The 21144-nt window shown below is 61.3% G+C and carries 20 protein-coding genes; 7 read left to right on the plus strand and 13 right to left on the minus strand.

All coding sequences use genetic code 11. The features are described 5' to 3' along the window. The first annotated feature begins 2 nt into the window (after nt 1-2). The gene (locus tag ACKLNA_RS23055) at nt 3-1613 is read left to right on the plus strand and encodes an arylsulfatase (RefSeq protein WP_408987195.1); all 1611 of its coding nucleotides are present in this window, start codon (nt 3-5) and stop codon (nt 1611-1613) included. A gap of 53 nt (nt 1614-1666) precedes the next feature. Here the strand turns inward: ACKLNA_RS23055 and ACKLNA_RS23060 are convergent, their stop codons facing one another. Further along, the gene (locus tag ACKLNA_RS23060) at nt 1667-2740 is read right to left on the minus strand and encodes a fatty acid desaturase (RefSeq protein WP_408987196.1); all 1074 of its coding nucleotides are present in this window, start codon (nt 2738-2740) and stop codon (nt 1667-1669) included. A 100-nt stretch (nt 2741-2840) separates the two neighbouring features. Between ACKLNA_RS23060 and ACKLNA_RS23065 the strand changes: the two genes are divergently transcribed. Next, nucleotides 2841-3845, plus strand: a complete 1005-nt coding sequence (locus ACKLNA_RS23065; RefSeq protein ID WP_085733379.1) for an AraC family transcriptional regulator — start codon at nt 2841-2843, stop codon at nt 3843-3845. Nucleotides 3846-3860: 15 nt separating this feature from the next. Here the strand turns inward: ACKLNA_RS23065 and ACKLNA_RS23070 are convergent, their stop codons facing one another. Genes ACKLNA_RS23070 through ACKLNA_RS23080 form a run of 3 tightly spaced genes read right to left on the minus strand, consistent with a single transcriptional unit; the run spans nt 3861 to nt 7159 of the window. Continuing rightward, nucleotides 3861-5084, minus strand: a complete 1224-nt coding sequence (locus ACKLNA_RS23070; protein ID WP_408987197.1) for a type II toxin-antitoxin system HipA family toxin — start codon at nt 5082-5084, stop codon at nt 3861-3863. After that, the gene (locus ACKLNA_RS23075; protein WP_408987198.1) at nt 5077-6489 is read right to left on the minus strand and encodes a heavy metal sensor histidine kinase; all 1413 of its coding nucleotides are present in this window, start codon (nt 6487-6489) and stop codon (nt 5077-5079) included. The genes ACKLNA_RS23070 and ACKLNA_RS23075 overlap by 8 nt, the downstream gene beginning before the upstream one ends. Next, a complete protein-coding gene (locus tag ACKLNA_RS23080) occupies nt 6479-7159 on the minus strand; it encodes a heavy metal response regulator transcription factor (RefSeq protein WP_408987199.1) in 681 nt (226 codons plus the stop codon). Before ACKLNA_RS23080 ends, ACKLNA_RS23075 begins: the two co-directional genes overlap by 11 nt. 136 nt (nt 7160-7295) lie before the next feature. On the opposite strand from ACKLNA_RS23080, the gene ACKLNA_RS23085 reads away from it, so the two are divergent. Both ACKLNA_RS23085 and uraH read left to right on the plus strand, forming a co-directional pair. Continuing rightward, nucleotides 7296-7715, plus strand: a complete 420-nt coding sequence (locus tag ACKLNA_RS23085; protein ID WP_408987200.1) for a GlcG/HbpS family heme-binding protein — start codon at nt 7296-7298, stop codon at nt 7713-7715. 16 nt (nt 7716-7731) lie between these two features. Further along, on the plus strand, nt 7732-8142 hold the full coding sequence (gene uraH / locus ACKLNA_RS23090; RefSeq protein WP_408987201.1) for a hydroxyisourate hydrolase: 411 nt from the start codon (nt 7732-7734) through the stop codon (nt 8140-8142). A gap of 35 nt (nt 8143-8177) precedes the next feature. Here the strand turns inward: uraH and ACKLNA_RS23095 are convergent, their stop codons facing one another. Beyond that, nucleotides 8178-8861, minus strand: a complete 684-nt coding sequence (locus ACKLNA_RS23095) for a Crp/Fnr family transcriptional regulator (RefSeq protein ID WP_408987202.1) — start codon at nt 8859-8861, stop codon at nt 8178-8180. An 85-nt stretch (nt 8862-8946) separates the two neighbouring features. Between ACKLNA_RS23095 and ACKLNA_RS23100 the strand changes: the two genes are divergently transcribed. Continuing rightward, nucleotides 8947-9471 carry a DUF962 domain-containing protein gene (locus ACKLNA_RS23100; RefSeq protein WP_408987203.1) on the plus strand — a complete coding sequence of 175 codons (525 nt, stop codon included), beginning with the start codon at nt 8947-8949 and terminating at the stop codon, nt 9469-9471. A gap of 53 nt (nt 9472-9524) precedes the next feature. Here the strand turns inward: ACKLNA_RS23100 and ACKLNA_RS23105 are convergent, their stop codons facing one another. From ACKLNA_RS23105 to dibA, 6 genes are all read right to left on the minus strand, one after another. Further along, nucleotides 9525-10514 carry a sulfate/molybdate ABC transporter ATP-binding protein gene (locus ACKLNA_RS23105; RefSeq protein ID WP_119428565.1) on the minus strand — a complete coding sequence of 330 codons (990 nt, stop codon included), beginning with the start codon at nt 10512-10514 and terminating at the stop codon, nt 9525-9527. Nucleotides 10515-10517: 3 nt separating this feature from the next. Then, complete coding sequence (gene cysW / locus ACKLNA_RS23110; RefSeq protein WP_003220512.1) at nt 10518-11390, minus strand: sulfate ABC transporter permease subunit CysW; 873 nt, start codon at nt 11388-11390, stop codon at nt 10518-10520. A gap of 13 nt (nt 11391-11403) precedes the next feature. After that, on the minus strand, nt 11404-12222 hold the full coding sequence (cysT, locus tag ACKLNA_RS23115; RefSeq protein ID WP_007952818.1) for a sulfate ABC transporter permease subunit CysT: 819 nt from the start codon (nt 12220-12222) through the stop codon (nt 11404-11406). 172 nt (nt 12223-12394) lie between these two features. Beyond that, entirely contained in the window at nt 12395-13408 is a 1014-nt protein-coding gene (locus tag ACKLNA_RS23120; protein ID WP_408987204.1) for a sulfate ABC transporter substrate-binding protein, read from the minus strand. Nucleotides 13409-13546: 138 nt separating this feature from the next. After that, nucleotides 13547-13729 carry a sulfur starvation response protein OscA gene (oscA, locus tag ACKLNA_RS23125; protein WP_127648463.1) on the minus strand — a complete coding sequence of 61 codons (183 nt, stop codon included), beginning with the start codon at nt 13727-13729 and terminating at the stop codon, nt 13547-13549. A gap of 190 nt (nt 13730-13919) precedes the next feature. Further along, entirely contained in the window at nt 13920-15839 is a 1920-nt protein-coding gene (gene dibA, locus ACKLNA_RS23130; RefSeq protein ID WP_408987205.1) for a phosphodiesterase DibA, read from the minus strand. A 146-nt stretch (nt 15840-15985) separates the two neighbouring features. Here dibA and desA point away from each other — a divergent pair, with 146 nt between their 5' ends. Both desA and ACKLNA_RS23140 read left to right on the plus strand, forming a co-directional pair. After that, nucleotides 15986-17170, plus strand: coding sequence for a delta-9 fatty acid desaturase DesA (desA, locus tag ACKLNA_RS23135; protein WP_408987206.1), 1185 nt, complete (start codon nt 15986-15988; stop codon nt 17168-17170). A 144-nt stretch (nt 17171-17314) separates the two neighbouring features. Then, the gene (locus ACKLNA_RS23140) at nt 17315-18304 is read left to right on the plus strand and encodes a sensor domain-containing diguanylate cyclase (protein WP_114880968.1); all 990 of its coding nucleotides are present in this window, start codon (nt 17315-17317) and stop codon (nt 18302-18304) included. A 25-nt stretch (nt 18305-18329) separates the two neighbouring features. Here the strand turns inward: ACKLNA_RS23140 and ACKLNA_RS23145 are convergent, their stop codons facing one another. Continuing rightward, nucleotides 18330-19541, minus strand: coding sequence for a response regulator (locus ACKLNA_RS23145; protein ID WP_114880967.1), 1212 nt, complete (start codon nt 19539-19541; stop codon nt 18330-18332). A gap of 141 nt (nt 19542-19682) precedes the next feature. Beyond that, the gene (gene gabT / locus ACKLNA_RS23150) at nt 19683-20960 is read right to left on the minus strand and encodes a 4-aminobutyrate--2-oxoglutarate transaminase (RefSeq protein WP_085684283.1); all 1278 of its coding nucleotides are present in this window, start codon (nt 20958-20960) and stop codon (nt 19683-19685) included. Nucleotides 20961-21144 lie beyond the last annotated feature (184 nt).

The following is a 21144-nucleotide window of genomic DNA, read 5'->3' on the forward strand; positions in this document are numbered from 1 at the left end:
TGATGCCGCAACGTCCCAACTTTCTGGTGATTCTGGCCGATGACCTCGGCTTCTCCGACATCGGTGCCTTCGGCGGCGAAATCGCCACGCCGAACCTCGATGCCCTGGCCAACAACGGCCTGCGACTGACCGATTTTCACACTGCACCGACCTGCTCGCCGACCCGCTCGATGCTGCTGACCGGCACCGATCACCACATCGCCGGCATCGGCACCATGGCCGAAACCCTGACCCCGGAGCTGATCGGCAAACCGGGTTACGAGGGTTACCTCAACGACCGTGTCGTCGCGTTGCCGGAGTTGCTGCGCGAGGCCGGTTATCAGACCTTGATGAGCGGCAAATGGCATCTGGGCCTGACCGCCGAACTGGCGCCCCACGCCCGTGGCTTCGAGCGTTCGTTCTCGCTGCTGCCCGGCGCGGCGAACCACTACGGATTCGAACCGACCTACGATGAACACACGCCCGGCCTGCTGAAATCCACCCCGGCGCTGTACATCGAGGACGACACTTTCATCGATGAACTGCCCAAGGATTTCTATTCCTCCGACGCCTTCGGCGACAAGCTGTTGCAGTACCTCAAGGAGCGCGACCAGAGCCGGCCGTTCTTCGCCTACCTGCCGTTTTCCGCACCGCACTGGCCGTTGCAGGCGCCCGCCGACATTGTCGAAAAATACCGCGGCCGCTACGACGCGGGGCCGGAAGTGCTGCGCCTCGAGCGACTGGAAAAACTCAAATCGCTGGGGCTTCTCGAACCGGATGTCGAACCGCATCCGCTGATCCAGCTGACCGCGCAATGGGCTGCGCTGAGCGATGAGCAAAAACGGATTTCCGTCCGGGCGATGGAGGTCTACGCTGCGATGGTCGAGCGCATGGACTGGAACATCGGCCGCGTCGTCGACTACCTGCGCCAGCAGGGCCAGCTCGACAACACCTTCATCCTGTTCATGTCCGACAACGGTGCCGAAGGCGCGCTGCTGGAGGCCTTTCCGAAATTCGGCCCGGAGCTGGTGACGTATCTGAGCCAGCATTACGACAACAGCCTCGACAACATCGGCCGCGCCAATTCCTACGTCTGGTACGGGCCGAACTGGGCGCAGGTGGCGACCGCGCCGTCACGCCTGTTCAAGGCCTTCACCACCGAGGGAGGGATTCGCGTTCCGGCGCTGCTGCACTATCCGCAGTTGCCGTTGAAGGGCCAGATCAGCCATGGTTTCGGCACGGTGATGGACATCACGCCGACCATCCTCGATCTGGCCGGCGTGCGCCATCCGGGCAAGCAGTGGCACGGCAAACCGGTGGCGCCGTTGCGCGGTAAATCATGGTTGGGTTTCTTATCGGGCGAAACGGCGCACGTGCATGACGAACACACCGTCACCGGTTGGGAATTGTTCGGACGCCGGGCGATTCGGCAGGGGCAGTGGAAGGCGGTGTGGATCCCCGGACCAGTGGGGCCGGCGACGTGGCAGCTTTATGATTTGGGCAGTGATCCGGGGGAGATTCATGACCTGGCATCGAGTCAACCGCAAAAGCTAGATGCGCTGATCGAGCATTGGCAGCGGTATGTGGAGGAGACCGGGGTGATTCTCAGTGAGTCGCCGTTTCAGCCGGATTGAGGGTGGCTTATGCAGGGCTATCGCCGGTTAGCCGGCGATAGCTTCGGATACCTTCAAGCCTGAGCCGTCTGCACTTCTTTCTGCAGGATTTCTTCCTTGCGAACAAACCGGTTCGCCCGCCCGAACGTCCCGAAATCATTGAACCGAACCCCCATCTCCCGCATCACCTTGTGCGCCACCGGCACCGTCAGCTGGCGAATGTAAAACGGCTCCTTCACCACAAAATGATGAATCCCGTGGCTACTGCCAAAGTTGAAGCAGAACGTCTGCAACGGCCACAGCCACCAAGGGTTCAACACCTGGCATTGCTGAAGCACATTGCCCGGCTCCACATCGCCGTAGTAATGCATGTTCGAGCTGATGAAGTGCAGGCAAAACGTACGCAACACATTCGGACCGATGATCACCACGGCGGCAATATCGATCACTTGCATCACCGACAACGTGGTCGCTGACCATTCGATCGGCGAGCCCATCAGGTAAGCGATGCCGTTGGCCGCATGGAACCCGAGAAACACATACCACGCGCCCCAATGCACCAGCGCCAGCGGCGCGTAGACCTTCAGCGAACGCTTGATGATGCTGAACTTGTGCGCCCAGGTTTTGGCCCGCAGCATGCGGATGAACGCCGACATCACGTTGTCGCCGACCATCAGCAACCGCGCCAAACCCCATGGCTCGCCGTTGGTGATCGCCCGTTCTTCCATGTCGGTTTCAGTGCCAGAGACCTTGTGGTGATTGAGGTGCAGATGACGGCGGATCCACGGGTTGATCGTGCTCGGCCGCGCCAGCCACACCAGGCCCATCATCAGGTTGTGCGGCACGCGCTGTTTGCGGAAATACATACTGTGAATCAGGTCGTGCTCCAGCTCATGGGTCAGCGAGGCGAAAAACGCGTTGAGCAACAGGCACGCCCACCACGCCATATGCCCAGTGATGTAGAGCGCCGCCGAGCCGATCATCCCGGCCAGGGCGAAGGCCAGAACCCCCGCGCCGAGGGCGTCCTGATGCTTGAGAATCGGGTAGCGCTCGCGCAGCTCGACGCCTTTGGCCAGCACCACTTCGCGAATATGCGCTGATCGCTGGGCAGCATTGTGTCGCTGGGGACTTGCAGAAGTACGGTCCATGCTTCCATCCTCTGGTTATTGATGTTCGCATCCTGCCCCGCGCAGGGTCCGGACGCGGTAGCCGAGAACGCCAACCTGTTGACCGGAAGCGCCAATCAGCATGAAGGAACCGACTTCTCTCGCCAGCTGGACCCGTGCCCTGCGCAAGCAACTCGACGCGCTGGGGCTGGACAGCACTGCCCTGTGCCAGCAGGCCGGGCTCGATCCGCAATTGATGGACGACCCGAACGCCCGCTATCCGTTGTCCGCCACCACGCGCCTGTGGGAAATCGCGGTGCAGGTCAGCGGTGATCCGGCGATCGGTTTACGGGTGTCGCGGTTCGTCAGCCCCACGACGTTTCACGCGTTGGGCTATGCGTTGGTGGCCAGCGGCAGCCTGCGGGAAGTGTTCGAACGGATCGTGCGCTATCACCAAGTCGTCAGCGACGCGCTGGAGCTGGAGCTGACGCGCAGCGAAGACCGCTACCGGTTTCGCCTGAAAATCCCGGCCGACAACCCCGCCCCGGCCTTCGAAGCCATCGACGCCTTCGCCGCGATCTACGTGCGTACCTGCCGCAATCGCCTGGGCCGCGACTACGCGCCGCTGGCGGTGTACCTGCGCCGCCCGGAACCCGCCGATGCGCACCAATGGCACAAGGTGTTCCGCTCACCGGTGCATTTTTCCGCCGAGGAAGACCGCATCGAATTCGCCCTCACCGACTTCGACAGCCACCTCGACGACGCCAACCCGGAACTGGCCGAACACAACGAAGCGGTGCTCAAACGCACCCTCGCCCAGCTCAAGCCGCTGACCTGGGAGCGCAAGGTGCGCGACGCCATCGAAGAACAACTGCCCGAAGGCGAACCCAGCGCCGAACGCATCGCCCAGGCCCTGCACCTGAGCCTGCGCAGCCTGCAACGGCATCTGGCGGACGAGGGTTGTCGCTTCGACACCCTGCTGAATGAAAGCCGCGAGAACCTCGCGCTGCTGCACCTGCGCGATCCGCAATGCTCGCTGAGCGAGGTCAGTTATCTGTTGGGGTTTGCTGATACGAGCAGCTTCAGCCGCGCGTTCAAGCGCTGGACGGGGATGACGCCAGGGCAGTTTCGGGATCAGTTGCGCTGAGCGCACATGGGGCATTCAACCCTTGGTCAGACTGCGTTCAATCCCGGACTCCCACTGCTCGATCATTGCCGTACCCACCTCGGCGAATGACTGATGGGTTCGGCAATGCTCAAGCATTTCCTCCATCGCCTTCTGCATGCCATGAACAACTTGCTGCAGTAGTTCATTGCAGCGACCTTCAGTGAGATTGCACGCCGTACGACCGAAGCGGATGAGCGCCTTGTGCTTGGGCCATGCCTTCGACCCGCCCAACAGCAAGGCCAGGCTGTCGTTCCTGATGTAAACCGATGTAGTGATGATGTCGTATGCCGGGGCCAGCCGGATCGAGGCCTGCGCGCCACAATGGTCATACAGCACACCGAAGTTCTTCAGATGCGCATCGCCGTTTTTCAGTCCCGCTGACAGCGCTACGATCTTGAAAAAAGCTTCCAGCGCCTGACTCAACAACGCAGGCGAAACAAAGGCCTTGATCTGTCGCGCAGCGCCTTCGTAAGAACCATCGTATTTGGCTCTGGAAGGCCAGCCGTTGAGTACGCAAAAGTCTTCGAAACCCAGATAGCCATGCTCAAGCAGGTCAAAACGCTCGACCACCAGAAACTTGCCCTGCTCACTCAATTCAAACTTTGGCACTTCAAGTCCGCTAAGCGTTGCGGCGCGCATACAGAAGTACTCGTTGGTCGCCAGCTCGGGAAACTCTTCGGGACGGAAGGCTTTGACCAGATGTGTGGAGCCTCGGTGAATCGGGAAAAGAGCGGCTGTCACACCATCGCGTACCAGCACCTTAGGCTGCACGCCTGAAACACCGGAATACTGGCCATGTTTGTGCAACAGATCGTCAAACAAGCCATGAACGCCGTCATGTATCAAAAGATCGGACAATAACGTTTCGGGCTGATGATCTGTGACCGATTCGCAGGCTACTGCCAGCCGGCCTAGCTGACTTGAACCCACTATTGCCAGTAACGCAAAAGCATCGAAGTTACGAACTGCTTCGCCGAAGCGTCGATTCAATTCATCGCGCAATGCCCCTTCTGGCAAATTCATCTCGAAGATCGGATGAACACCTCGCTCCCAGCCGTAGTTTTCCATTCGAGCTGACATCGTTAGCGAAACAGCATTCTCAGCGTTCACGCCCTCACAGTATCTGAACACGCTCTCCATGCCGGACTGCCCACGAACGAGTGTCCCTACGGAGCTACCGGCGACGGTGATTTCCAAACCTCGAATCAAATCAATCATGAGAATTCACCCTCCTCGGTGCCTCAAGAGGGAAACCAAGCTCAAAAACTGTTCCCTTAACTTCACTACTCACCCGCACCCGCCCCCCATGCAGTTGCATGATCGACTGCACGATCGCCAGTCCCAAGCCGCCGGAATCTCCTGGTTCGGAGCGGGACGGGTCGACGCGGTAAAAGCGGTCGAACAGTTTGCCCAGATGCTTTTCTGCGATGACCGGGCCGAGGTTGTGGACCTGCAGCCAGCACATGCCCGGCTCATCGCGCCGGCGCAGGCTGATGACCGAGCCGGCGTCGGCATGGCGTACGGCGTTGGCCAGCAGGTTACCCAAGGCGCGTTGCAGCAGTTGCTGATCCGCCAGCAACTCTCCGCTGAACGTGTTTTCGAGGCGGATTTCCCGGTCATCGGCCAGGGATTCGAAGTAGTCGCACAACTCATCGCCGATTTCGTGCAACTCCAGCGTGCGCAGATCGAGCGCCCGTTCAGCCTGCTCTGCGCGGGCGAGAAACATCAGGTTTTCGGCCATGCGCTTGAGCCGTTCGAACTCTTCCATGTTCGACGCCAGCACTTCCTGATACTCGGTGCTGCTGCGCGGGTAATTCAGTGCCTGGCCGTTGCTTGCGAGCAAGGTGTGCAGGGGCGTGCGGATTTCGTGGGCAAGGTCGGCGGAAAACTGTGAGAGGCGCTGGAAGCCGTCGTCCAGCCGCACCAGCATCCCGTTCAGCGCGTGGACCGGCTCCAGCAATTCCGCTGGCGTGCCGGCGGTGGGAACGCGTTGGTCGAGGCTGCGCAGGTCGATGCCGCGCAGCGCTTCACTCAGCTTGCGCAGAGGCCGCAAGCCTCGGCGCAACAGCAACAGGCCCAGCGTGAAAGCGAGCATGGCACCCAGGCCGACGGCCAGATACAAGCGCAGGCGATAGCTGCCGAGCATCTGCTCGCGCTCGTTCAAGACCTTGCCGGCGATCACGGTCAATGCTTCGCCGTTCGGCCCTTGGGCCTGACCTGATAACAGGGCCAGCTCGACACCGTCGGGCGCCTTCCAGGTCAGCACATCGCGGCGTTGCGGCGGTTGATCCCGGGGGATGGCCTGCACGGACGGCAGTGCGCGTTGGCGAGGGTTGATCGTGATCACATTCGAGCCGTCAGCGCGTTGTACCAGCAGCAGACTGTCGAGATTGCCGAGCATGTTCTGGTACAGCCGTGGCCGCGCCTGCAAGGCGTCGAGGCTGTCACTGTCGGCGAGCAATGCGCGCACCTGTTCCAGACGACCGAGCAAGGCCATGTCGTCGCGCCAGGCGATTTCCGACGCCAGCGAGCGATACAGGAACACGCCGATCGCGCTGAGCACCAACGCACAGACGGCAGCGAACGCCAGGGCCAGACGCCAGGCGATGGATCTAGCGCGCATCGTCAGGCGCTTCGAGTTGATAGCCGACCCCGCGCACAGTGTGGATCAGTTTGGGCATGTACGGATCATCGACTTTCGAACGCAAGCGGCGCACTGCGACTTCGACCATGTTGGTGTCGCTGTCGAAATTCAGGTTCCACACCTGCGAAGCGATCAGCGTGCGCGACAGCACTTCACCCTGTCGGCTGGCGAGCAAATGCAGGAGGGCGAATTCCTTGTTGGTCAGGGCGATGCGCTGGCCGCCACGGCTGACCCGGCGGCGCAGCACGTCGATTTCCAGATCGACGATGCTATACGACTCGGTCTCACGCATAGGCCCGCGCCGCAACAATGTGCGCACCCGCGCGAGCAATTCGGCGAAGGCGAACGGCTTGAGCAAATAGTCATCGGCCCCCAGTTCGAGGCCGCGCACGCGGTCTTCGATGGCGTCCTTCGCCGTCAGGAACAGCACCGGCGTGGCGCCACGCTGGCGGATCAGCTGGAGCAATTGCCACCCATTGAGGCCCGGCAGCATCACGTCGAGGATGATCAGGTCATATGCCTGCTGCTCGATGAAGTAGCGCCCGTCGAGGCCATTCAGCGCCACATCAACAGCGAAACCCGACTCGCCCAGCCCTTTGGCGAGGAAATTCGCGGTTTTGGCTTCATCTTCTACAACCAGCAAACGCATGGCACACCTCGATTGATCAGAAGCACAGGCTAGGCCCCTTCTGCGGCGTTGCCCATTACAAACTTGTAATCCGGCTGACGAGGTTTCGACGGGAACCGGCGGATAAGGTGGCGGCCTTCGCTTTTGGAGCCTGCCCATGTCCGCTAAATACTTGATCGCCAGCCTGGCAATCGGCCTCGGCACCGCCGCGTTCGCCGCGCCTGAGCTGCCACGTCACGCCGATCTCGATTTGAAAACCGCACGGCTGCTGGCCGACGCGGCGCTGGAAAACTGCACCGGCACGGTGTCGGTGCTCGACCGAGGCGGCAACCTTCTGGTGACCTTGCGCGGCGACGGTATCGGCCCGCATAACACCGCCGCCAGCCAACGCAAGGCCTACACCGCGCTATCGACGAAAACCCCGACCCGGCTGTTCGCCGAGCGTGCCCGAAGCAACCCGGAAACCGCCAACCTCAACACCCTCGATGAGCTGCTGTTGCTCGGCGGCGGCGAGCAGGACGAAAACTGCGCGATCAAGGCTGCCGAAATCGTCGGCCTGTCCATCAACCGTACTTGAACCCAGGAGCATCACCATGACCCCACTGCGCATGACTTTTACCGCGCTTGGCTTGAGCGCCTTTTCGAGCCTGGCGCTGGCCGCCGGCAACCCGCTGAGCGTGCACGTACTCAATCTGGAAAACGGCCTGCCGTCGCCGGGCATCAACGTGACGCTGGAACGCCACATGGGCCAGGACTGGCAGCCGCTGGCGCAGGGCACTACCAATGAACAGGGGCGGATCGCCGAACTGTTCCCGGCGAACAAGCCGTTCGAGGCGGGTGAATATCGGGTGGTGTTCAAGACTGGCGAGTACTTCGAGAAGGCCAAACACGAGACGTTTTTCCCGGAGATTCCGGTGATCTTTAAAGTGAAGCAGACGGATCAGCACTATCACATTCCGTTGCTGCTGAGCCCGTATGGCTTCTCCACTTATCGCGGTTCGTAGAAACAACATCGATCCCACAGGGGAACACGTGTTCTTCAGAGGGTCGCCAGCGCGCGCAATCGCGCGGCGTCGAGGATTTCGATCTCCCCATAACTCAAGCCGATAATCCCCTGCCCCTGCAACTCCTTGAGGATCTGGTTGGTGGTCTGCCGCGACAGCGACAGCATCGACGCCAACTGTTCCTGGGGCAGTTGCAGCACCCGGCGTGGCGGGGCGAGTTCACCGTAGCCTTCGGCGATCATCAGCAAACGATGGGCCAGACGCGCCGGCGCCGACAGCAAACTCAATTGTTCGAGATTGATGAAGGTCAGGCGCAGTTTGTGGCTCATCAACAACGCCAGATGCCGCCAGTAAACGGGATGTTCGTCGAGCAGTTTCAGCAGCGTGGCCTGGGGAATGTGCAACAGGGTGCAAGGCCCGACCGCGTAAGCGTCATGGGTGCGGGGCTGACCATCGAACAGGCAAATTTCGCCGAACCAGTGCGGCGCCTCCACCAGACTGAGCAACGCCTCCTTGCCCTGCTCGCTGACCGCGCCGATGCGTACCGCGCCGTCGAGCACCGCGTACAGCCCGCACGGCGCATCACCGCGCTGGAACAAGCGCTGCCCCGCCGCCAGCCGCCGCTCCCGGGCTGCCGCCAGCAGACTATCCTGAAAGGACGAAGGCAGATGACTGAACCATTGCCCGGTCAGCAGGCGCGCGCGCCAGACCTTATCCATGCATTCTCCTAAAGATTGTCGCCTGCCTGACAGAGCGAACCGTGAACCCGGGGCATGATTCGATCAACCTACAGGAGGAACAACAATGAAAAGCCTCGTCGATCATTTGAGTCAATACGCCGCTTACCACCGTGACCCGCGCAACATCGCCAGCCACTTTATCGGGATTCCGCTGATTGTGGTGGCGGTGGCCGTGCTGTTGTCGCGGCCGGAATGGTCGGTGGGCGGATTGTGGATTTCCCCGGCGGTGATTGCCGCCCTTGCTTCGGCGTGGTTTTACCTGCGACTGGAACTGAAGCTCGGGGTTCTGATGACCGTGTTGATGGGGTTGTCGGTCTGGGCCGGGCATGTTCTGGCGCAGCAGAGCACCATGGTCTGGCTGAGCGCAGGTCTTGCGATGTTTGTGATTGGCTGGGTGATCCAGTTTGTCGGGCACCATTACGAGGGGCGCAAACCGGCGTTCGTCGATGACTTGAGCGGGTTGATCGTCGGGCCGTTGTTTGTGGTGGCCGAACTGGCGTTCATGCTCGGGATGCGGCATGAGCTGAAAGAGCAGATCGAGGCGCGGGCGGGTGTGGTGCGGGTCAATCCAAATCGTGCGGCTGCCTGAACCGCTGCCCGGCTCGCTCGTTCCCACGCTCGGCGTGGGAACGAGCGATGCTTTCAGAGGCTGGCGACTTTCTGCCAGACCTTCGGCTTGAAGAACAACGTCTCTCCCTTGGCCAACCCGGTCAGGCTGTCGTGATCTTTCACCACTTCCGCCTCGATCAGATCAGCCTGGCCTTCAACCTTCAACGTCACCCGCGTGGTTGCGCCCAGCGGCCGGATATCGCGGACTTCAGCGGCATGGTGATCTTCCAGCTCATGCCGCGACAGCGACACTTCGTGCGGGCGGAACAGTACGTGGTTGTCATCCCCCAGATGCAGACGGTTCGAATCGCCGAGGAAGTGATAGACGAAATCGCTGGCCGGGTTTTCGTAGACATCGCCCGGTGAGCCGATCTGCTCGATCACACCCTTGTTCATCACCACGATGCGGTCGGCCACTTCCATCGCCTCTTCCTGGTCGTGGGTCACGAACACCGAGGTCAGGTTGATGTCTTCGTGCAGGCGCGCCAGCCAGCGGCGCAGCTCTTTTCGCACCTTGGCGTCGAGGGCGCCGAACGGTTCGTCGAGCAGCAGCACCTTCGGCTCCACCGCCAGGGCGCGGGCCAGGGCGATACGCTGACGCTGACCGCCGGACAGTTGCTCCGGGTAACGATCCGACAACCAGTCCAGTTGCACCATGTTCAGCAGCTCGTGGACCTTGGTCGCGATCTGGCTTTCAGTCGGGCGCTGATTTTTCGGCTTCATGCGCAGGCCGAACGCGACGTTGTCGAACACCGTCATGTGGCGGAACAAAGCGTAGTGCTGGAACACGAAACCGACGTTGCGATCCCGCACGTCGTGGCCGGACACGTCTTCGCCGTGGAACACGATGTTGCCGTTATCCGGGGTTTCCAGACCGGCAATAATGCGCAGCAAGGTGGTCTTGCCGCAGCCGGACGGGCCGAGCAGCGCCACCAGCTCACCGCTGTGGATGTCCAGGCTGATGTTGTCCAGCGCCTTGAACGCATTGAAATTCTTGCTGACGTTACGCACTTCGATCGACATGAATTATTCCTCCGCGGCGCTGGCGCGCAGGCGGTTGATACGGTTTTCGCTCCACTGCTTGAGCAGCAGGATGAAGAGCGCCAGGATCAGCAACAGGCTCGCCACGGCGAACGCGGCCACGTGGTTGTATTCGTTGTAGAGGATCTCGACGTGCAGCGGCAAGGTGTTGGTCACCCCGCGAATGTGCCCGGAAACCACCGACACCGCACCGAACTCACCCATGGCCCGCGCGGTACACAGCACCACGCCATAGATCAGGCCCCATTTGATGTTGGGGACGGTCACGTGCCAGAACATCTGCCAGCCGTTGGCGCCGAGCAGGCGCGCGGCTTCCTCTTCCTGAGTGCCTTGTTCCTGCATCAGCGGGATCAGCTCACGGGCCACGAACGGCACGGTGACGAAGATCGTCGCCAGCACGATGCCCGGCAGGGCGAAGACGATCTGGATGTCGTGATCCTGCAGCCACGGCCCGAACAGGCCCTGAGCGCCGAACATCAACACATAAACTAAACCTGCGATCACCGGCGATACCGAGAACGGCAGGTCGATCAGCGTCACCAGCATACTCTTGCCACGGAATGAGTATTTGCTCACGCACCACGCGGCACTGACGCCGAACACCAGGTTCAGCGGCACCGAAATCAGCACCGCGATCACGGTGAGTTTCAGGGCCGACAAGGCATCCGGTTCAAAGATCGCGGTGAAGAACGCGCCGAGGCCGTTCTTCAGCCCCTGCGACACCACGATGAACAGCGGCAGCACCAGAAACAGGAAGAAAATCAGCCAGCCGAGGCCGATCAGCACTCTGCGCGAAGTGGCACTGCCACGGCGGGCAGCGTTGGCCGAGGAAGCGGCCGCAATAGACGATTGGGACATGGTTCGCGCCTCCTTATGGGGTTTCGATGCGCCGCTGCAACAAGTTGATCAGCAGCAACAGGACGAAGGAAACCACCAACATCAGCACGCCGATGGAAGTGGCGCCGGTGTAATCGTACTGGTCGAGCTTGACCATGATCAGCAGCGGCAGGATCTCGGTTTTCATCGGCATGTTGCCGGCGATGAAAATCACCGAACCGTACTCGCCGACGCCCCGGGCAAACGCCAGGGCAAAACCGGTCAGCCAGGCCGGTAACAGCGCCGGCAGCAGGATGTGGCGAAACACCTGCAAAGGTTTCGCGCCGAGGCACGCCGCGGCTTCTTCGACTTCACGGGGAATGTCGGCCAGCACCGGCTGCACCGTGCGCACCACGAACGGCAGGGTCACGAAGGTCAGCGCCAGGGTAATCCCGAGCGGGGTGTAGGCAATCTTGAAACCGAGGTCGGCGGCGAACTGCCCGACCAGTCCGGTCGGCGTGTAAAGCGCCGTCAGCGCAATACCGGCCACCGCGGTCGGCAGGGCAAACGGCAGATCGATCATCGCATCGATCACCTTGCGCCCCGGGAACGTGTAGCGCACCAGCACCCAGGCCAGCAACGTGCCGATGATGCCGTTGATGATCGCGGCGCACAGCGCGGTGCCGAAGCTCAGCTTCAGTGCGGCGAGCACGCGGGGCGCGGAGATGATCGTCCAGAACTGATCCCAGGTGAGTTGGGCGGCATGGACGAACATCGCCGCCAGCGGGATTAGCACAATCAGGCTGAGGTACACCAAGGTGTAGCCCAGCGTCAGCCCGAAGCCGGGTATGACGGGGGAGATACGACGCGACATAAAAGTCCTTGGTTAAAAAACGTTCCGCTGAACGCACTAATGTGGGAGCGAGCTTGCTCGCGAAGAGGGAGCATCATTCAACACTTACGTTGTCTGACACACCGCCTTCGCGAGCAAGCTCGCTCCCACATGGGGTGTCCGGCACTAAAGCTCGGTTGCAGCTTATTTCAGATTACTGCGCCTGATAGATCTGGTCGAACACGCCACCGTCGTTGAAGAATTTCGGCTGTGCGGTTTTCCAGCCGCCGAAGTCCTTGTCGATGGTCACCAGTTCCAGTTTCGGGAACTGCTGGGCGTACTTGGCGGCCACGTCCTTGTCACGCGGACGGTAGAAGTTCTTCGCCGCGATTTCCTGGCCGGCCGGGCTGTACAGATGTTTGAGGTAGGCTTCGGCGATCTGCTCGTTGCCCTTCTTTTCGGCGTTCTTGTCGACCACGGCCACCGGAGGTTCGGCGAGGATCGACAGCGAAGGCACGACGATGTCGAACTTGTCCTTGCCGCCGTCTTCCTTCAGCGCCAGGAAGGCTTCGTTTTCCCAGGCCAGCAACACGTCACCCTGACCGTTGTTGACGAAGGTGATGGTCGAGCCACGGGCGCCGGTGTCCAGGACCGGAACGTGCTTGAACAGGGTCTGTACGTATTCCTTGGCTTTCGCTTCGTTGCCGCCGTTGGCTTTCAGGCCGTAGGCCCACGCCGCGAGGAAGTTCCAGCGTGCACCGCCGGAGGTTTTCGGGTTCGGCGTGATCACCGAGACGTCGTTCTTGATCAGATCGCCCCAGTCCTTGATGCCTTTCGGGTTGCCCTTGCGCACCAGGAACACGATGGTCGAGGTGTACGGAGTGCTGGCGTCCGGCAGACGCTTCTGCCAGTCGGCCGGCAGGGTCTTGCCGAGTTTGGCGATTTCGTCGATGTCGCCGGCCAGGGCCAGGGTCACGACGTCAGCGCGCAGACCGTCGATCACCGCACGGCCCTGCTTGCCCGAACCGCCGTGGGACTGCTGGATTTTCACGGTGTCGCCGGCATGCTCTGCCTGCCAGTACTTCACGAATTCGGCGTTGTAATCCTGATACAGCTCGCGGGTCGGGTCATACGAAACGTTGAGCAGTTCGTAATCCTTGGCAATCGCAGAACCGGCAAACACAGCGCTGGCCAGGGCGGCCAAAGCGTAACGGCGAATCGACGACATGGTGAAAGCTCCTGGAATTCTTGGTGGTGGCTTTTTCTTATGGATTGCGAAAATCGGGTTGCCTATAAAGATCACCGCCTGCGCCCACTCTTGCATTGATCCCCGGCAAGAGCGGGCGCAGGCTGGAATCTTTTTGATTCAGCCCGGTTTGTTGCCCGGTTGCTGCAGACGGAATTTCTCTTTGCGTTCGATCTGGACCACTTGCGCGTTGTGCACAGTGATTTCCACTGCACCGAAACGCAGGTCGCGCAAGGCGCTCTGGATTTCACGCAGAATGGTGGTTTCGTCCTGACCGTCAACGCTACGCAGGGATGCGCTCATGGTGCTGCTCCTTTGTATGGGATATGCCTGGCAGTGGGCGGCACTGCGTTCGGCGTGGGAGCAATATAAGAGAGGCGCAGATATTCTTAAAAAGACTATTTAAGAATGTTTATATAACTGGAAAACATTATGTGATGCAGCAAGGGTTTGCGGCGGATTTGCCCGCTCGCAAACCCGCTGCGCACGTCCCTCAGCCGATTGCGGGCGCTCTGGCCCAGTCGATCTGCGCTTCAGGCACGGGCCGCCCGAACCAGTAGCCCTGCCCCAGATCGCACGCCTGCTCCAGCAGGAACGCCGCCTGCTCGGCCTGCTCGATGCCTTCGGCATGTACCTGCATACCCATGCTGCGAGCCAGGGCGATGATCACCCGGACAATGGCTGCATCGTCCTCGTCCCACGGCAGGCCTGCGACGAAACCCTGATCGATCTTCAGCTTCTGTACCGGCAGGCGCTTGAGCCGCAGCAGCGACGAATAACCGGTGCCAAAGTCATCGATGGCCAGACGAATCCCCAGCTCGCGCAGACGATGCATCTGCTCCAGCGCGACTTCCGGGTCATCCATGACTGCACTTTCGGTGACTTCCAGCTCCAGATACGCCGGATCGAGGCCGGTGTCGTGCAGCACCTGCGCCACCTGTTGATACAACTCGCGGCGGGCGAACAGTCGCGACGAAACGTTCACCGCGACAAACGACAGCACCACCCCGGCCTGCTGCCATTGGCACATCTGCCGACAGGCCTGCTGCATGACCCAGGCGTCGATTTCCGAGATCATCCCGGTGCGTTCGGCGATCGGGATAAATTCCGCCGGCGACACCAGACCACGCTGCGGATGCTCCCAGCGCACCAGCGCCTCGACGCCGATCAGGCGACTGGTTTTCAGATCGTGCACGGGTTGGTAGTAGACCCGCAGCTCTTGTTGCTCCAGTGCGCGGCGCAGTTCGAAGGCGATTTCGACCCGTTGCTGGGCATGAGCGGTGAGTTCTTCGGTGTACAGCGCGTAGCCGTTGCGGCCGCTGCTCTTGGCCTTGAACAACGCCGCATCGGCGTTGCGCAGCAGTTGTTCGGCGCTCAGGGCATCACTGGGAAACAGGCTGATGCCGAGGCTGGCGTTGATGAAGAGTTCATGGCCGTCGAGGCAGAACGGCTCCTTGAGTGCATCGAGAATCCATTGAGCCAGGGCTGCGGCCTGCGCCGGCTGTGGACAACTTTCCATCAGTACCGCGAACTCGTCGCCGCCCAGCCGCGCCAGGGTGATGCCGGAGCCGAACAGCGCCTGCAAACGCACTGCGACCGACTTGAGCAAACGGTCACCGATGTTGTGGCCGAGACTGTCGTTGATCAGTTTGAAGTGGTCCAGATCGATCATCAGTAGCGCGCAGCCGCGCTTGTGAGTCTGCGCCGATGCCAGCGCCTGTTCGGCGCGGTCGCTGAACAGCAGGCGGTTGGGCAGGTCGGTCAGCGGATCGTGGTGGGCCAGGTGCTTGAGCTCGTGCTCGGAGTCCTTGATCGCGCTGATGTCGGAAAACACCGCGACGTAATGACTGAGCCGACCGTCCTCGTCGCGAATCACCCGGATGGTTTGCCACTGTGGATAAATTTCACCGCTCTTGCGCCGGTTCCAGATTTCGCCGCTCCATTCATCCTTCGCCTGCAGCGTGGCGAACATCGCCTGATAGAAACCCGGAGGATGGTGCCCGGACTTGAACAGGCTGGGCTGCTGGCCAATGACTTCCTCACGCTGGTAACCGGTGATTTCCATGAACGCGCGATTGACGTGCACGATCAGCCCCTGGCGGTCCGTGACCAGCACGCCTTCGCGGGTGCAATCAAACACCGCAGCGGCCTGACGCAGGCGTTCACGATCGGCCTGGCGCTCGCGCAACCGGGCACCGATGCCCAGGCATTCGAACAGGCGCGCCCGGGCAAGAAAGATCAAACCGGCGCTGAACACCACAAAGGCATAGCCGTTGATCAGTTGCCAACGCAGCAACTGGTCAGAGCTATCGAAGAAACTGTTCAATAAATAGCCAATGCCTTGTAGCCAGACAACGGCAAGAACCAGGTAAAGCAGCGCTGCACGCAAGGCATCGCGGTATGTGGCAGACATTCGGCCGTCCATGTCCCTACAAAAATGTCGGGATTATAGGTCAAGAAACATCCAGCCATCTCTTATCTGAAAGGGCGACTGGTTTTATCTGTGTGCTTGGTGATAATGCAACGGCTGTTTTTTCTCTATCGAGGGCCCTATAGCCTATGTGGTACGAAGGTTTTCTTGGCTTGTCGGCCTGGTCACTGGTCGCCGTCACCCTGCTGATGACCCACGTGACGATCGTTGCCGTCACGGTCTACTTGCACCGCTACTCGGCCCATCGCTCCCTGGAGCTGAATGCCGGGCTGAAGCATTTCTTCCGTTTCTGGCTGTGGCTGACCACGGCGCAGAACACCCGCGAGTGGACAGCCATCCACCGCAAACATCACGCCAAATGCGAAACCGAGGATGACCCGCACAGCCCGGTCGTCAAGGGCCTGTCCACCGTCCTGCGCAAAGGTGCCGAGCTGTACCGCGAAGAAGCGCAGAACCCCGAGACCCTGCGCATCTACGGTAAGAACTGCCCGGAAGACTGGATCGAGCGCAACCTCTACAGCCGCTATCGCCTGCTGGGCATCGCAATCATGGCGGTCATCGACCTGATGCTGTTCGGCACCATCGGCATCACCATCTGGGCGATCCAGATGATGTGGATCCCGGTCTGGGCCGCCGGCGTGGTCAACGGTCTCGGCCATGCCATCGGCTACCGCAACTTCGAATGCCGTGATGCCGCGACCAATCTGGTGCCATGGGGCATCCTGATCGGCGGCGAAGAGCTGCACAACAACCATCACACCTACCCCAACTCGGCCAAGCTCTCGGTCAAGAAGTGGGAGTTCGACCTCGGTTGGGCCTGGATTCAGGTCTTCAGTTTCCTGCGCCTGGCCAAGGTGCAGCGCGTTGCGCCGATCGCCCACCGTGTCGAAGGCAAGGGCAGCCTGGACATGGACACCGCCATGGCGATCCTCAACAACCGTTTCCAGATCATGGCCCAGTACCGCAAGCTGGTGATCGGGCCGCTGGTCAAGCAGGAACTGGCCAAGGTCGATCATTCGGTGCGCCATCAGTTCCACCGCGCCAAGCGTCTGCTTTCCCGTGAAACCAGCCTGCTGGAGGATCGCCATCACGCGCGCATCCAGAGCATGCTCGAGCACAGCCAGGCGCTGAAGGTAATCTACGAGAAACGCCTGGCCCTGCAGCAGATCTGGGTCAAGACCAGCGCAAATGGCCACGACATGCTCGCCGCCATCAAGGAATGGGTGCACGAGGCCGAGGCCAGTGGCATCCAGTCCCTGCGCGAATTCGCCGACCAGTTGAAAACCTACTCGCTGCGCCCTGCCGCCGTCTGATGCCGTTGATCGGTGCGCCCGGCTCCCGGGCGCACCCTTCGGAACTTCACCCGCGATCCCCTATCTCAAAGACACTTCGCCACCCCGGCGGGCTGTCCCGTGGCTGTTGTCGACTTCCCGGCACGCCCTTTGAGATCCGTGTCGATGGTCAACAACAATCAAAAAGACTCATCCCTTCCCCAGTGGCCCGAAGCCGCACAAACCCTGATGGCATTGATGCACGCCCAGGGTGAAGTCGCGCGCCTGAGCGAACGCGAACAGTTGTTCAGCTCGCTGCTGGTCAGCGTCAACGCCGTGCTTTGGGCCTTCAACTGGGAAACCCGTCAGGTGCTGTACGTCAGCCCCGCCTATGAACGGATTTTCGGCCGCTCGGCCGCCCTGCTGCTGGCCGACTACAACCAGTGGCGCGACAGCATCTACCCCGACGACCTCGAGTACGCCGAACGCAGCCTCGCCGAAGTGCTGCACAAGGGCGCCGTGGAAGACCGCGAATACCGGATCATCGACGCCGACGGCCAGGTGCGCTGGATCAGCGACAAATGCTTCATCAACCGCCAGGAAGAGCCGGGGCAACCAGTGATCATCGTCGGCATCGCCGAGGACATCACCGAAAAGAAACAGATGGAAACCGAGCTGCAGCGTCTGGCCACCACCGACGTGCTGACCCAGAGCAGCAACCGTCGACACTTCTTCGAATGCGCCAACCGCGAGTTTGAAGAGGCCCGCCTGCAGGGTGCGCCGCTGGCGTTTCTGCTGCTGGACATCGATGACTTCAAGGTGATCAACGACACCTACGGTCACCCGGAAGGCGACAACGTGCTGCAACGAATCGCCGAATGCGGGCGTGCCTCGCTGCGCCGGGGAGACCTGTTCGGACGTATTGGCGGTGAAGAGTTCGCTGCGGTTTTTCCGGGCTGCGCGCCGGATATGGCGATGCAGGTGGCCGAGCGGCTGCAACAGGAAATCCAGCGATTGAGCTTCAGCCACGGTGAACAGACGTTCGGCATCACCGTCAGCCAGGGTCTGACCAGCCTCACCCCGGAAGACGAAAGCCTCGACAGCCTGTTCGCCCGGGCCGATGCCGCGATGTACGAGGCCAAGCGTCAGGGCAAGAACCGGATCATCTCGGCCTGAACACCGCGCTGATGCGGGACAAGCGCTATTTGCGCATTCGCATCAGCTCCGGCAAGCCGATCTTGAGCAGGCGCGCCGTGCGGCTCTTCGCCAGTTCCTCGACGCCCTCGTGCTCGGTCAGACGCGCCATCTGCGCCGCCATGTTCATCACCAGCGCCTCACGGGAATACACCCCGCCACCGAGCTGGTAGACCGAGGCAATCAGCTCGCGCAGCTCCAGTGGCAGGCGCCAGCGGGTGCGCAATGCCGAACCGTAGGCGGCACCGAACTCCGCCAGCGCATCGCCGACTTCTTCCAGTTCATCCAGCTCGCCGCCGGCCTGCTTCCACTCCTGCAGACAACGCAGCAGCGCCAGATCGCCGAGACGATGAAGCATCCCGGCGCAATAGCAGCGCTCCTGATCCAGATCGAGCAGACGCGCCAGGGTGCGGGCGTACTCGGCGGTGTGCAGCGACAGGCCCCAATAGCGCTCGGCGTAGTCGGCCAGACACGGGTCGCTGAGTCGTGCACTGCGCTTGAGCGCCAGGCCAAGAATCAGGTTCATGCTTTGCCCGGTGCCCAGGCGATGGAGCGCCTGCGCCAGAGTCTGCACCGCCGCGCCGTGGTGCTGAGCGGCGCTGTTGGCTGCTGCGATCAACACCGCAGTGATCTGTGGGTCGGTGCGGATTTCCTCTTCCAGCAGCTTCAGATCCAGCCCGTTGGGGTGGAGGCTGCGTTTGACCGCCACTTGTACGTCGGTCATCAGTGGCGCACCGTCGGCCTGCTCGCGACGGCGCTCGAGAAACACCGACAGGGTCATGCCCGGCGCCAGGGCGGGCACTTCGCAAAATACTTCCTGACCGGCATTGAGCAGCAGCCCTTGCAAACGCTCGGTCAGGCTTTCCATGTTCAGGGGTTTGGCCAGATAGGCCGTGGGTGCCAGCGGCAGGGCTTCGCGCACGCTGGCGCTGTCGTTGCGGCTGCTCATCAAAATGAACGGCAGCGGCGGATTGCGTTTGCGCTGGCGGACACTGCGCAACACGTTCAAACCGTCGACGCCAGGCAATTCCCAGTCGACGATCGCCAGGTCATAGGGCACTTCGCCGAGCAGAGACATCGCCTCCTGGCCATCGGCGCACAGATCCAGCCGCGCATCGCAGCGCACGTTAAGCAAAACCTGTTTGAGCAGGTCACGAGACCAGGGGTCGGCCTCGGCAATCAGGACTCGGGGTACAGCGGGTAATTCGACGGCAGTCATGCTCGCCCTCCCTAGCAATGCTTGAACCTTAGCCAATGCTGGCGATTCGATACAGCTCGAATGCGGGGTATGTGTTTCAGCAAGCGTAAAAAAACCCGCCGAAGCGGGTTTTTTGTCGATCCGATCACACAGTGCCCGGCATTACAGCTCCGAGAAGCACTCTTCGATGATCGCCAGACCTTTGTCCAGTTGCTCATCCGGCGAGGTCAGCGGTACCAGGACGCGCAGAACGTTGCCGTAGGTGCCGCAGGACAGCAGGATCAGGCCCTTGTCGCGAGCCTTGGCCACCACCGCTGCCACGGCAGTCGGGTTTGGCTTGTGGCTGTCGCCGTTTTCGAACAGCTCGACCGCGATCATCGCGCCCAGGGCACGGACTTCGCCGATCACCGGGTACTTGGCCTGGATAGCCTTCAGACCGGTGACCAGACGCTCGCCGACAGCCTTGCAGCGATCCAGCAGTTTTTCTTCTTCGAACACTTCCATCACGGCCAGGGCCGCGGCGCAAGCGATCGGGCTACCGGCGTAGGTGCCGCCCAGGCCGCCTGGAGCGATGGCGTCCATGTACTCGGCCTTGCCGCAGACACCGGCCAGCGGGAAGCCGCCAGCGATGGATTTGGCGAAGGTGGTCAGGTCGGCAGCAACGCCCATCTGTTCCATGGCGAAGAAAGTGCCGGTACGGCCAGCGCCGGTCTGCACTTCGTCAGCGATCAGCAGGATGCCGTGCTGGTCGCACAGGGCACGCAGACGCTTCATGAACTCTTTCGGCGCGACGTAGAAACCACCTTCACCCTGTACAGGCTCGATGATGATCGCGGCGATGTCTTTCGGCTCGGCGTCGTTCTTGAAGATGCGCTCGATGGAAGCGATCGAGTCGTCGATGCTCACGCCGTGCAGTTCGTTCGGGTACAGCGCCCGGAAGATGCCGCCTGGCATCAGGCCCATGCCGGCCGAGTAAGGCACGACTTTACCGGTCAGGCCCAGGGTCATCATGGTGCGACCGTGGTAAGCGCCGGTGAAAGCGATCACGCCAGCACGGCCAGTGGCAGCACGGGCGATCTTCACGGCGTTTTCAACCGCTTCGGAACCGGTGGTCACCAGCAGGGTTTTCTTGGCGAAGTCGCCCGGTACGCGAGCGTTGATTTTTTCGCACAGCTCAACGTACGGCTCGTAGGCCAGTACCTGGAAGCAGGTGTGGGTCAGCTTGTTCAGCTGTTCGGTCACGGCGGCGATGATTTTCGGGTGCACGTGGCCGGTGTTCAGCACGGCGATACCGCCGGCGAAGTCGATGAATTCACGACCTTCAACGTCGGTCACGGTCGCGTTCTTCGCGGACTCGGCGAAGATCGGGTGAATCTGGCCAACACCACGTGGAACAGCGGCGGTACGGCGGGCCATCAAGTCAGCGTTAGTCTTGCTCATTACAGTCCTCATTCACCGCTCATCGGGCGGCGTGGTTCAAGGATTAAGCGGGAGGAATCGGCGGTGGCAGCATGCGATGATCGACTGCCACGGCGTTCCCGGCCGCAGAGAAAATTCCGGTTTGAAACGACGCAAAGGAACAGCGCTCTCGTGCCCTTTGCGTTTACAGCGATCTACTACCGAG

The organism is Pseudomonas sp. UV AK001, from assembly GCF_046097675.1.
GTDB lineage: Bacteria > Pseudomonadota > Gammaproteobacteria > Pseudomonadales > Pseudomonadaceae > Aquipseudomonas > Aquipseudomonas kribbensis.

Coding starts and splice junctions, on each gene's coding strand:
- ACKLNA_RS23120 (WP_408987204.1), bottom strand. CDS start 13,408: ATGTCGTCGATTCGCCGTTACGCTTTGGCCGCCCTGGCCAGCGCTGTG.
- cysW (WP_003220512.1), bottom strand. CDS start 11,390: ATGTCCCAATCGTCTATTGCGGCCGCTTCCTCGGCCAACGCTGCCCGC.
- ACKLNA_RS23140 (WP_114880968.1), top strand. CDS start 17,315: ATGGTCAACAACAATCAAAAAGACTCATCCCTTCCCCAGTGGCCCGAA.
- gabT (WP_085684283.1), bottom strand. CDS start 20,960: ATGAGCAAGACTAACGCTGACTTGATGGCCCGCCGTACCGCCGCTGTT.
- ACKLNA_RS23085 (WP_408987200.1), top strand. CDS start 7,296: ATGTCCGCTAAATACTTGATCGCCAGCCTGGCAATCGGCCTCGGCACC.
- ACKLNA_RS23065 (WP_085733379.1), top strand. CDS start 2,841: ATGAAGGAACCGACTTCTCTCGCCAGCTGGACCCGTGCCCTGCGCAAG.
- ACKLNA_RS23060 (WP_408987196.1), bottom strand. CDS start 2,740: ATGGACCGTACTTCTGCAAGTCCCCAGCGACACAATGCTGCCCAGCGA.
- ACKLNA_RS23145 (WP_114880967.1), bottom strand. CDS start 19,541: ATGACTGCCGTCGAATTACCCGCTGTACCCCGAGTCCTGATTGCCGAG.
- ACKLNA_RS23075 (WP_408987198.1), bottom strand. CDS start 6,489: ATGCGCGCTAGATCCATCGCCTGGCGTCTGGCCCTGGCGTTCGCTGCC.
- uraH (WP_408987201.1), top strand. CDS start 7,732: ATGACCCCACTGCGCATGACTTTTACCGCGCTTGGCTTGAGCGCCTTT.
- cysT (WP_007952818.1), bottom strand. CDS start 12,222: ATGTCGCGTCGTATCTCCCCCGTCATACCCGGCTTCGGGCTGACGCTG.
- ACKLNA_RS23055 (WP_408987195.1), top strand. CDS start 3: ATGCCGCAACGTCCCAACTTTCTGGTGATTCTGGCCGATGACCTCGGC.
- ACKLNA_RS23105 (WP_119428565.1), bottom strand. CDS start 10,514: ATGTCGATCGAAGTGCGTAACGTCAGCAAGAATTTCAATGCGTTCAAG.
- ACKLNA_RS23100 (WP_408987203.1), top strand. CDS start 8,947: ATGAAAAGCCTCGTCGATCATTTGAGTCAATACGCCGCTTACCACCGT.
- ACKLNA_RS23095 (WP_408987202.1), bottom strand. CDS start 8,861: ATGGATAAGGTCTGGCGCGCGCGCCTGCTGACCGGGCAATGGTTCAGT.
- ACKLNA_RS23080 (WP_408987199.1), bottom strand. CDS start 7,159: ATGCGTTTGCTGGTTGTAGAAGATGAAGCCAAAACCGCGAATTTCCTC.
- dibA (WP_408987205.1), bottom strand. CDS start 15,839: ATGTCTGCCACATACCGCGATGCCTTGCGTGCAGCGCTGCTTTACCTG.
- ACKLNA_RS23070 (WP_408987197.1), bottom strand. CDS start 5,084: ATGATTGATTTGATTCGAGGTTTGGAAATCACCGTCGCCGGTAGCTCC.
- oscA (WP_127648463.1), bottom strand. CDS start 13,729: ATGAGCGCATCCCTGCGTAGCGTTGACGGTCAGGACGAAACCACCATT.
- desA (WP_408987206.1), top strand. CDS start 15,986: ATGTGGTACGAAGGTTTTCTTGGCTTGTCGGCCTGGTCACTGGTCGCC.